This is a genomic window from Delftia sp. ZNC0008 (genome assembly GCF_000799035.1).
In the GTDB taxonomy this organism is placed as follows: Bacteria; Pseudomonadota; Gammaproteobacteria; order Burkholderiales; family Burkholderiaceae_C; genus Comamonas; species Comamonas tsuruhatensis.
Genome location: NZ_JTKZ01000020.1, coordinates 1 through 11,111, shown reverse-complemented (window position 1 = coordinate 11,111; position 11,111 = coordinate 1). Strand labels below are relative to the sequence as shown.

General features: G+C 69.0%; 9 protein-coding genes. 7 read left to right on the top strand and 2 right to left on the bottom strand.

The window, feature by feature from the left end:
- Positions 1–1,636 (bottom strand): methyl-accepting chemotaxis protein (locus L995_RS00580; protein ID WP_047468127.1); only part of this gene is annotated, 1,636 nt, incomplete at its 3' end.
- 211 nt (positions 1,637–1,847) lie between these two features.
- Here L995_RS00580 and L995_RS00575 point away from each other — a divergent pair.
- Positions 1,848–2,711 carry a 3',5'-nucleoside bisphosphate phosphatase gene (locus L995_RS00575; RefSeq protein WP_016445719.1) on the top strand — a complete coding sequence of 288 codons (864 nt, stop codon included), beginning with the start codon at positions 1,848–1,850 and terminating at the stop codon, positions 2,709–2,711.
- Between the two features lie 25 nt (positions 2,712–2,736).
- Positions 2,737–3,381: an L-threonylcarbamoyladenylate synthase gene (locus L995_RS00570; protein WP_016445718.1), complete on the top strand. Its 645-nt coding sequence runs from the start codon at positions 2,737–2,739 to the stop codon at positions 3,379–3,381.
- A gap of 73 nt (positions 3,382–3,454) precedes the next feature.
- Here L995_RS00570 and L995_RS00565 read toward each other — a convergent pair whose 3' ends face one another.
- Positions 3,455–4,780 (bottom strand): methyl-accepting chemotaxis protein, encoded by a 1,326-nt coding sequence (locus tag L995_RS00565; RefSeq protein ID WP_047468120.1) that lies wholly within the window; start codon positions 4,778–4,780, stop codon positions 3,455–3,457.
- 176 nt (positions 4,781–4,956) lie between these two features.
- Between L995_RS00565 and L995_RS00560 the strand changes: the two genes are divergently transcribed.
- The 5 genes from L995_RS00560 to L995_RS00540 all read left to right on the top strand — a co-directional run.
- Positions 4,957–5,634 (top strand): site-2 protease family protein, encoded by a 678-nt coding sequence (locus L995_RS00560; RefSeq protein ID WP_016445716.1) that lies wholly within the window; start codon positions 4,957–4,959, stop codon positions 5,632–5,634.
- A gap of 75 nt (positions 5,635–5,709) precedes the next feature.
- Positions 5,710–7,002, top strand: a complete 1,293-nt coding sequence (locus L995_RS00555; RefSeq protein ID WP_017404606.1) for a tryptophan--tRNA ligase — start codon at positions 5,710–5,712, stop codon at positions 7,000–7,002.
- Positions 7,003–7,097: 95 nt separating this feature from the next.
- Entirely contained in the window at positions 7,098–7,811 is a 714-nt protein-coding gene (locus L995_RS00550; RefSeq protein WP_016445714.1) for a response regulator transcription factor, read from the top strand.
- Positions 7,808–9,598 (top strand): FecR family protein, encoded by a 1,791-nt coding sequence (locus tag L995_RS00545; protein ID WP_047468113.1) that lies wholly within the window; start codon positions 7,808–7,810, stop codon positions 9,596–9,598. Before L995_RS00550 ends, L995_RS00545 begins: the two co-directional genes overlap by 4 nt.
- A gap of 27 nt (positions 9,599–9,625) precedes the next feature.
- Positions 9,626–11,111: CHASE2 domain-containing protein (locus L995_RS00540; RefSeq protein WP_047468111.1), on the top strand; the 1,486-nt coding region annotated here is incomplete at its 3' end.

The following is an 11,111-nucleotide window of genomic DNA, read 5'->3' as shown; positions in this document are numbered from 1 at the left end:
CCGCCGCTGCAGGGGCTGCTGCCGGTCGGCGCGCCACGGCGGCTGAACTGGCGGGCGCCTGCGCCCGGGCCGGTGCCAGCGCACTGCCTTCCTGCCCCAGCTTGAACACCGCCACCACCTCGGACAGGCGCCGCGCCTGGTCCTGCATGGCCAGCGCAGCCGCGCTGGATTCCTCGACCAGGGCCGCATTCTGCTGCGTCATCTGGTCGAGCTGGCTCACGGCCTGGTTGACCTGGCCAATGCCGTCGCGCTGCTCGGTGGACGAGGCGGTGATCTCGCCGATGAGGTCGCTGACGCGGCGCACGCTGGAGACGATTTCCTCCATGGAGCGCCCCGCCTGCTCCACCTGCTGCGAGCCCGACTGCACGTTGTCCACGCTGGTGGTGATCAGCAGCTTGATCTCCTTGGCGGCCTCGGCACTGCGCTGCGCCAGCGAACGCACCTCGCCGGCCACCACGGCAAAGCCCCGGCCCTGCTCGCCTGCGCGGGCCGCTTCCACGGCGGCGTTGAGCGCGAGGATGTTGGTCTGGAAGGCAATGCCGTCGATCACGCCGATGATGTCGGCGATCTTGCGGCTGCTGTCCGTGATCTGCTGCATGCTGGTGACCACCTGGGCCACCACGGCGCCACCCTGCTCGGCCGCCTGCGCGGCCGTGGCGGCCAGCTGGTTGGCCTGGCGCGCCGTATCGGCCGACTGGGTGACGGTGGCCGTCAGCTCTTCCATGCTGGCCGCCGTCTCCTCCAGATTCGCCGCCGTCTGCTCGGTACGCGAGGACAGGTCCTGGTTGCCGCTGGCGATCTGGTTGGAGGCCGTGGACACGGACTCCACGCCCGAACGCACCTCGCCCACCACGCCGCGCAGCCGCTGGGCCATGCCGTTGAGCGCCTGCAGCAGATGGCCCAGCTCATCGCCCCGGTTGCTTTGCACCGACCCCGTGAGGTCGCCTGCGGCAATGCCGTCGGCCAGCGCCACGGCCTGATCCAGCGGACGTGTGATGGAACGCATGATGGCCATGCCCATGAACAGGCCCAGGGCCACGATGAGCGCGCTGGCCAGGGCGCCGATCCAGTAGGCCCGGGTGCGGTGGGCGACGCCCTCCTCGCGCGCCAGCTCGCTTTGGCGCTCCTGCTGCTGCACAAAGGCTTCCTGCGCCGTGTTGTAGCGCTCGGCCGCCGGGCGCAGCTGCTTTTCCACGATGTCGAAGGTGGAGGCGAAGTCGCTGGCCTTGCGCGCATCCTGGGCCGCCGAGTTGGCCTTGAGCGTTTCCCGGCGCTCGGCCGCCACGGCCTCCAGCGCCTGCTTGCCCTTGGCATCGAGCTGCAGCTCGCCCACCTGCTTTTGCAGCACGTTGATGCGTTCTATGCCCTTGCTCATCAGCGCGCGCTGCTGCGCGGCCAGCGTCTCGTCGGGCGACATGGCCGCGACGATGGAGCGCTCCACGCTCATCTGAGTCAGATGCCGCCACTCGCGCGCCAGCGTGGCGCCGCGCTGCGCGGTCATCACGTCGGTGTTGATCTTCTCGTTGACTCCGTGCAGATAGAACAGGATGCCGCCGTTGACCGCCAGCATGCTCACCAGCAGTCCCAGCACCAGGGCCCAGAGTTTCTGGGCGACGGTGATTTGATTCAGATTCATGGAAAAACCGATCTTTTTTCTAACAATGCCGGAGCCTGGCCATGGCGCCCCGCCGACCTTCGCTCCGGGCAATCATTCTTGTCCACCCTTGACGGCGCCTGGCTGATCATCGTCATGCCGCTGTCACTATTGAGGGCGGTAAACCCGCACTCAGGGAAGTCCCCAGCCGCAGCGCCAGGCTCGGAAAAGGACCGACACCTACAATGGGCCGGTGCCCAAGTCCTATCTGAATGCCGATCTGCACAGCCACTCCGTGGTCTCGGATGGAACGCTGACGCCTGAACAACTGGCCGAACGTGCCGCAGCCCGCGGCGTGCAGCTGTGGGCGCTGACCGACCACGACGAGGTCGGCGGCCAGCACCGCGCAGCCGCCGCAGCGCGCGCCTGCGGCCTGGACTACCTGACGGGCGCAGAGATCTCGGTGAGCTTTGCAGGCACCACGGTGCACATCGTGGGCCTGGGCTTTGACGCAGACGACCCGGCCCTGGTCGAAGGCCTGCATGCCACGCGCGACGGACGCGGTCCCCGCGCCCGCGAGATGGCCCGCCAGCTGGAGCTGGCCGGCATTGAAGGCAGCTACGAAGGCGCGCTGCGCTTTGCCGGCAATCCCGCGCTGATCTCGCGCACGCATTTCGCGCGCTTTCTCGTGGAATCCGGCCGCTGCCGCGACACCGGCGAGGTGTTCCGCCACTACCTGACCGAAGGCCATCCCGGCTACGTGCCCCATACCTGGGCGCGCCTGGCCGACGCCGTGCGCTGGATCACGCAGGCCGGCGGCGTGGCGGTGATCGCCCACCCGGCCCGCTATGCGCTGACGGCCAACGAGGAGTACGCGCTGTTTTCCGAATTCAAGGCCCATGGGGGCCAGGGCGTGGAGGTCGTCACCGGCAGCCACCGCCCCAGCGAGTACGCCGTCTATGCCGACATGGCCCGCGAGTTCGGCCTGGCCGCCTCGCGCGGCAGCGACTTCCACAGCCCCGAGGAGTCGCATACCGACCTGGGCGACCTGCCCTACCTGCCGGGCCAGCTGACGCCGGTATGGGAACTGCTGGGCGAGCGCATTCAGCCGGCCTGAGCCCTTCCCGCAAACAACGCACACCATGGTCCTACGCTTCGAAGCCCACCCCGACAATCCCCAACCCCGTCTCATCAAGCAGGCCGCCGACATGCTGCGCCAGGGCGCCATCCTGGCCATTCCAACGGACTCCAGCTATGCCCTGGTCTGCCATCTGGACGACCGCCCTGCGGTGGAGCGGCTTCGCCGCATCCGCCAGATCAACGACAAGCACCACCTCACGCTGCTGTGCCGCGACCTGTCGGAGCTGTCCAGCCATGCGCGCGTGGACAACCGCCAGTACCGGCTGTTGAAGCTGGCCACACCGGGGCCGTACACCTTCATCCTGGAAGCCTCCAAGGAAGTGCCCAAGCGCCTGAGCCACCCCTCGCGCAAGACCATCGGCCTGCGCGTGCCGGACCGCAAGGGCACGCAGCTGCTGCTGGAGCAGCTGGGCGAGCCGCTGATCGCCACCACGCTGATCCCGCCCGGAGAGACCGAGGCCCTGCATGACGCGGATGCCATCCTGGAGCGCTTTCCCCACGAGCTCGATGCCATCGTCGATGCAGGTGCCTGCCCCTCGGAGCCGACCACGGTGATCGACCTGGTGCCCATGGCCCTGGGCAATCCGCCCACCGTGGTGCGGCAAGGCCGGGGCAGCCTGGAGGCCCTGGGCCTGGAAATGACCTGAATCCCCCCCCCGCACAAGCATCAACGCCGGGCATGCCCGGCGTCTGTTTTTGCAGCTTGATCCTGAAAGGCGTTCAGTGCTGTGCCCACTCCAGGGGCCGGGGTGCAGCAGCCGACACGCGCTGCAACGGCCTCGTCACAGCGGCGGACAAGGCTGCGGCGGGAGCCATCGACGGCTTCTGCGGCTGCACCCGCACGCCAGCGCCAGCATCCTGCGGCTCGTCATCGAGCTTGAAGGCACCCACGGCCTGCTCCAGCTCCTGGGCGCGCTCGCTCAGCGCTGAGGCCGCACGCGAGGCCTGATGCACCAGGGCCGCGTTCTCCTGGGTGGCGCTGTCCATGTGGCCCACGGCGGCGTTGACCTGGGCAATGCCTTCGCTTTGCTCGCGCAGGGCCTGCGAGATTTCGCCGAGCAGGCCCGAGACCTGGCCCACGGCGCCGACAATCTCCTGCATGGTGGCGCCCGCCTGGTTGACCAGGCCCGCGCCGCTTTCCACCTGGCGCACGCTGGTGGTGATCAGTTCCTTGATCTGCTTGGCAGCCTCGGCCGAACGGCCGGCCAGGCTGCGCACCTCGCTGGCCACCACGGCGAAGCCCCGACCCTGTTCGCCCGCGCGTGCCGCCTCCACGGCCGCGTTCAGCGCAAGGATATTGGTCTGGAAGGCAATGCCTTCGATGACCTGGATGATGTCCACGATCTTGCGCGAGCTGCCGCTGATGGCCTCCATGGTCTGCACCACCTCGCCCACCACGGCCCCCCCGCGCCTGGCCGTGGACGATGCATCGACGGCCAGGCCGCTGGCCGAATGCGCGCGCTCCGCGTTCTGGCGCACGGTGGCCGTGAGTTGCTCCATGCTGGCCGCCGTCTGGGCCAGCGCCGAGACCTGGGCCTCGGTGCGGCGCGACAGGTCGGTGTTGCCGGCGTCGATCTCACCGGCCGACAGGCCGATGGAATCCGTGGACTGCTTGATGCGGCCGACCAGCTCGGTCAGCGTGTCTTCCATGGTGCCCAGCGCGCCCAGCAGGCGGCCGAAGTCGCCCTGCAGCTCGGTCGAAAACTCCTGACTCAGGTCGCCGGCGGCCACCGTTTCGGCAATCAGGATGGCCTGGCCCAGCGGCTGCACGATGCCGCGCCGCAGGCTGAACCAGGCCACCAGGGCCAGTGTGCAGACGGCCGCCCCCAGGCCCAGCACCCACCAGCGCGTGTGCACCAGCGCCTGCTCGGCCACCGTGGTCGCCCCGCCGGCCGCCAGCGCCTGCTCGGCCTGCCCCAGCGAGAGCACCGTGACCGCCATCATCGTGAACACCAGCAGATTGATACCGCCGAACGCAATCACCAGCCGCCAGCCTATCGGCAGCCTGCCCAAGCCCAGTACGCCCACGTGCCACCTCTTGTCCATATGGCCCGAGGGCCTTGGTGAAAAACCTGTTGATTCGCCCATCGCATTGCTGTTTCATTTTGCAACATAGAGGCGGCTGTTGCCAATCCGCGGGAAACCACCATATCCGGTCGGCCGCAGCGCTGCGCACGGGCTCTGGCGGTGCCCAGCGGCAAGGGTGGCCGCCGTCTGAGACAATGCCCGCCGTGGACATCTCCAACCTCATCCAGACCGTACTCATCTATGCCCTGCCCGTGCTCTTCGCGATCACGGTGCACGAGGCTGCCCACGGCTATGCCGCACGCCACTTCGGCGACAACACGGCCGCCATGATGGGACGCATCACGCTCAACCCCATCAAGCACATCGACCCCATCGGCACCATCCTGATGCCGCTGCTGCTGTATTTCGCCACCTCGGGCGCCTTCCTGTTCGGCTACGCCAAGCCCGTGCCCGTGCGCTTCGACCAGTTGCGCAACCCCAAGCGCGACATGATCTGGGTGGCCCTGGCGGGCCCGGCCTCCAATTTCGTGCAGGCGCTGATGTGGGGCGTGCTGCTCGTGGTTCTGGTCGGATCGGGAGTGGGCGAGCGCTTCTTCATTGAAATGTGCCGCGCCGGCATCCTGGTCAATCTGGTGATGTGGGCCTTCAACCTCTTCCCGCTGCCGCCGCTGGACGGCGGGCGCATCCTCGTCGGCCTGCTGCCCTGGCGCCAGGCGCAATGGGTGGCGCGGATCGAACCCTGGGGATTCTTCATCGTCATGGGACTGGTCATCGCCGGCGTGGTCGGCAGCCTGTGGCTGCGGCCGCTGATGGATCTCGGCTATGCCGTGATCGATCTCGCGTTGACGCCGCTGATCGCGCTGCTGCGCTGAACGCGCGGCAGACCCGCCCAGCCTGCCCGTCAGATTCCCTTCTTTTCTCTCTATTGCCTGTCGCAGTCTCCCGTCATGAGCACTATCCGTTTCCTCACCGGCATCACTCCCAGCGGAACCCCGCACCTCGGCAACTATGCCGGCATGCTGCGCCCGGCCATCGCGGCCAGCCGCTCGCGCGAGGTGGAGAACTTCTACTTCCTGGCCGACTACCACGCACTGATCAAGTGCCAGGACCCGGCGCGCGTGCAGCGCTCCACCATCGAGATCGCGGCCAGCTGGCTGGCGGCGGGGCTGGACCCCGAGCATGTGACCTTCTACCGCCAGTCCGACATCCCCGAGATCCCCGAGCTGTGCTGGCTGCTGACCTGCGTGACCGGCAAGGGCCTGCTCAACCGCGCCCACGCCTACAAGGCGGCCGTGGACAAGAACCACGCGGACGGCGCCGAGACCGATGACGGCGTGACTGCCGGCCTGTTCATGTACCCCGTGCTGATGGCTGCCGACATCCTGGCCTTCAACGCCCACAAGGTGCCCGTGGGCCGCGACCAGGTCCAGCACATCGAGATGGCGCGCGACATGGCCTCCAGCTTCAACCACATCTATGGCGGCGAGTTCTTCACGCTGCCCGAGGCACAGGTCGAGGACAACGTGGCCACGCTGCCCGGCCTGGACGGCCGCAAGATGAGCAAGAGCTACAACAACACCATCCCGCTGTTCTCCACGCGCGAGCAGCTGCGCAAGCTCATCGGCAGCATCACCACCGATTCGCGCACGCCCGGCGAGCCCAAGGAAGTCGAGGGCTCGGCCCTGTTCCAGATCTACCAGGGCTTTGCCAGCGAGGAAGAAACCGAGGCGCTGCGCCGCCAGTACGCCGAAGGCATTGCCTGGGGCGACGCCAAGCAGCAGCTGTTCGAGCGCATCGACCGCGAGCTGGCCCCCATGCGCGAACGCTACGAGCACCTGGTGGCCCATCCGGGCGAACTGGAGGACATCCTGCAGGCCGGCGCCACCAAGGCCCGACGCGAGACCCTGCCCCTGATCCGAGAACTGCGCTCGGCCGTCGGCCTGCGCAGCCTGGCCCAGGCCCCCGTGGCCGCCAAGGCCAAGGCCGCGAAGCAGGCCCTGCCCCAGTTCAAGCAATACCGCGAAGCCGACGGCAAGTTCTACTTCAAGCTCGTGGCTGCCGACGGCCAGCTGCTGCTGCAAAGCCTGGGCTTCGACGCCCCCAAGGAAGCCGGCCAGGCCATCGGCCAACTGCAAAGGGAAGGCGAGGCGGCCCTGTCCGCACTGCAGTCCCGGCTGCAGCCCGCCGACGCGCAGTTGGTGCTGGCCGCCCTGCAGCAACTGCGCGATGCTTCGGAGTAAGGGTAAGCTTCGCTTGAGAAACCGCATATTTGCGGGCAGTCTTGCCCGCAAGCCCTGCGCCCGGGATTCTGGCGCTTGCGTGAAAGGACATTGGGATGCGTATCGCTGCTCTGGACGATGATCCGCTGCAACTGGAGATGCTGCGTCAGGTTGCGCTGGAGACGGGCCACAGCTGCCACACCTACCAGACGGGCTCGGCCCTGCAGTTGGAACTGCGCCGCGAGAGCTTCGACCTTCTGATCGTGGACTGGCACCTTCCGGACATGGAAGGAACGGACCTGGTGCGGTGGACGCGCGGCCATGTGAGCCGCGAGCTGCCCATCCTCATCATCACCCACCGCAGCGAAGAGGCCGACATCGTCGAAGGCCTGTCCTGCGGCGCAGACGATTTCATGGTCAAGCCCGTGCGCCACGGCGAGCTGCGCGCGCGCATGGCCGCCCTGCTGCGCCGCGCCTATCCGGTGAATACGCAAAGCGTGCTGGAGTTCGGCCCCTTCCGATTCCTCACCACCACCAACAGCCTGGAAATGAATGGCCAGCCCATCGAGGTGACGCACCGCGAGTACACGCTGGCCCTGACGCTGTTCCAGAACCAGGGCCGCCTGCTGTCGCGCGAACACCTGCGCGAAGCCGTGTGGGGCCACAACGCCGAAGTGCAGTCACGCTCGCTGGACACACATATCTCGCGCCTGCGCGCGCTGCTGAACCTGCGCGCCGGTCAGCCCTACGCCATCAGCGCCGTGTACGGCTACGGCTACCGCCTGGACGTGCCTGACGAGGCATTGCAGGCGGCACCTCAAACACCATGAACAGACTTTTGCTCGCCGCCAGCCTGCGCGGGCCCGTCGCGCGGGCCTGCCTGCTGGCAAGCCTGGCCCTGCTGGGCGCTGCCGCCACACAGGCCCAGATCAAACCCGCCGCCAGCGGCGGCGACATGCTCGCCCACCGCGTGGCCACAGGCGACACCCTGGAACAGCTGGCCAGCCGCTACCTGGGCGATGCACGCCAGTGGACCCAGCTGCAGCAGCACAACGGCGTGGCCAACCCGTACCGTCTGCGGCCCGGCTCCGTGCTGGAGATTCCCGTGCGCCTGCTGCGCGCCGCCGTGGCCTCCGTGGAATTCGTGCAGGGCGATGCGCGCAGCACACGCGCGCTCGACCATCTGGCCGACACGCAAGGCGGCTCGGCCGAAGACGCAGGCCAGGTCCTGCGCAAGGGACAGACGCTGCAGGAAGGCGATCGACTGCAGCTTGCGCCGGACGCCTTTGTGGCCGTGCGCCTGGCCGACGGCTCTTTGGTGCGCGTGCAGTCGCAGTCCGATGTCCTGCTGCGCCAGATGCGCCGCAAGGGCCGGGCCGGCAGCCTGCAGTCCGTGATCGACCTGCGAGAAGGCAGCGTGGAGGCCTCGGTCCCCCCCGAGCAGGGCAATGCCCAGCGCCGCTTCGAAGTGCGCACGCCTGCGGCATCGACCAGCGTGCGCGGCACGCGTTTCCTGGTGCAGACCGATGCGGCAGGCAGGACAGCGGCCGCCGTCGACGAAGGCACGGTCGCCGTGGGCTCTGACGCCTCTGGCGCACCTTCCGGAGATGCGCTGCTGCACCCCGGCCAGGGCGTGGCCGTGACGGCAGACGGCCGCGTCGGCCAACCCCGCCCCATGCTGGGTGCGCCCGACATCACCGCCTGGCCCGCCTTGGCGGAAGACGCCAACTGGATCAGCCTGCCCCTGCCGGCCTTGCCCGGCGCCGTGCGTTACCAGCTGCAGCTGTCGCGCGACGCAGACATGACCCAGGTGCTGCGCAGCGCCAGCTTCCAGGCCACGGCCTCACCGCTGCGCCTGGCAGGCGTGGACGATGGCGACTATGTACTGTCCCTGCGCGGCATCGACGCCCAGGGCATTCCGGGTGCAGCCAGCCGGCGCGCCCTGCGCGTCAAGGCCCATCCCGTGCCGCCGCTGTACGAATCACCGCAGGCCGACGCCACCGTGGGCCTGGGCCGCGCCGGCCTGCAGTGCACCAAGGTGGTGGGCGCCGTGCGCTACCGCATCCAGGTCGTTTCTGCCGATGCCCAGGCCGGCTTTGCCGAACCCGCCATCGACGCGCGCGACCTGAACGACTGCACATTGCCCGCAGCCGCGCTGGCCCGGCTGCCGGCCGGCCGCTATCTTTGGCGCGCCGCCAGCATCCGCACACTGGCCGACGGCAAGCCCGACCAGGGCCCGTTCGCCGCAGCCCAGGCCATGCAGCTGGCGGCCGTGCCGCCCCAGCCCTCGGCCAGCGCGCTGCAGATGGGCGACGGCCCCGCCGAGGGCAGCCGCCAGATCCGCTGGAGTGGCGAGCCCGGCCAGTGCTACCACGTGATGGTGGCGCGCGACCAGGAGTTCACCGCGCCGCTGGTTGACCTCTGGACCGACCAGCCGCAATGGAGCACCGAGGACCTGCCCGCAGGCAGCTACTACCTGCGGCTGCAGATCGAGGACGCCAACGGCCTGCGCAGCGATTTCTCGGCCGCACGCCAGTTCCGCACCGGCAGCTGGATCGTCGATGCCAGCGGCGAGATGATGCAATCGGGCAGCGGAGAGCGCCTGCAGCGCCAGTAACCGCACCCGTTCAATCCTTGACCGCGCTTGTCCACCCTGCCGCCTTCGCCTGACAGTCCCGCCACGCCGGCGCAGCAGGTGCAGCCGGCGCCCGCGCGTGGCCGGGGGCTGCGGCGGGACTGGCTGCTGCTGGCGGCGGGACTGCTGTCCCTGGTGTTCTGGCTCAGCGGTGACGGGCAGCTGGAGCGCATCAACGGACTGGTGCAGGACACGGCCAGCTGGCTGCACCGCCCCAAGGCATCTCAGGACATCGTCATCGTGGCCATCGACGATGCCAGCATCGACGCCATAGGCCGCTGGCCCTGGAGGCGTGCCCTGCACGCGGGCCTGCTGGAGCGCATCAGCCAGGCCCCGCCGCGCGCCATCGGCCTGGACGTGATGCTCAGCGAAGAAGATCTGGACTATCCCGGCGATGACCTGCTGCTGGCGCGCGTCCTGCAGCGCAGCGGCCGCACCGCCTTGCCCGTGGCGCCGGGCACGGATCCGCTGCCGGCCTTTGCACAGGCTGCGGCAGCGCTGGGCCACACCCAGCTGCCCGTGGATTCCGACGGCGCCGTGCGCAGCTTCCATGCCATTGAAGGCAGCGCGCAGCAGCCCTGGTGGCACATGGCGCTGGCCCTGCACTGCGTGGGCCAGCACGGCCGCGCATGCGCCCGCCCCGAACCCGTGCCGCCGCTGGACCCCGGCACACCCGCATGGCAGCGCCGCCAGCGGGAGATCATTGCCTTCGCACAGGCCAGGCCCGAGCAGGGCGCGCGTGACCGCTCGCCCTTCACCACCTATTCGTACATCGACGTGCTGCGCGGCCGCATTCCTGCTGCGGCATTTCGCGGCAAATACGTGCTCATAGGAACGACGGCCGCCGGACTGGGAGCGCAGTTCACCGCACCGCTGGGTGCCAGCGCGCGCCCCATCTCCAGCGTGGAAATGCTGGCCCATGTGCTCAACGGCAGCCTGCAGGGCTCGCACGTACACCGCGCTTCGGCGGGGCTGGACCGTGCGCTCAACACCGCAGCCGTGCTGCTGGCCCTGCTGGCCCTGGCCTGGCTGGGCCCTTCGGGCGGCATGCTGGCCTGCGCGCTGCTGGCCCTGGCCTGCCTGTCGCTGGCCGGGCTGGCACCACGCATCTGGCAGGTGCAGACGGCCCCTGCCGCAGCCCTGCTGGGCCTGGCCCTGGCCTATCCGCTGTGGAGCTGGCTGCGCCTGCGCGCCGCCGCCCGCTTTCTGGCACTGGAACTGCGAGACCTGCAGGGCCAGGGCCTGCCCACCGCGCTGCGCCTGGGCGGCGACCTGCTGGACCAGCGCATTGCCGCCGTCGAGCAGGCTTCGCGGCAACTACGCGCCCTGCATCATTTCGTCAGCGAAAGCCTGCGCCAGCTGCCCTCGCCCACCTTTGTCTGCGACCGCCAGGGCCATGTGCTGCTGGCCAATGCCGCGGCCCATGCCTATGCGCGCAGCCTGGATCACGACCTGCGCGCTGGCGACTCCCTTCCCAGGCTGCTCGATGACGCGG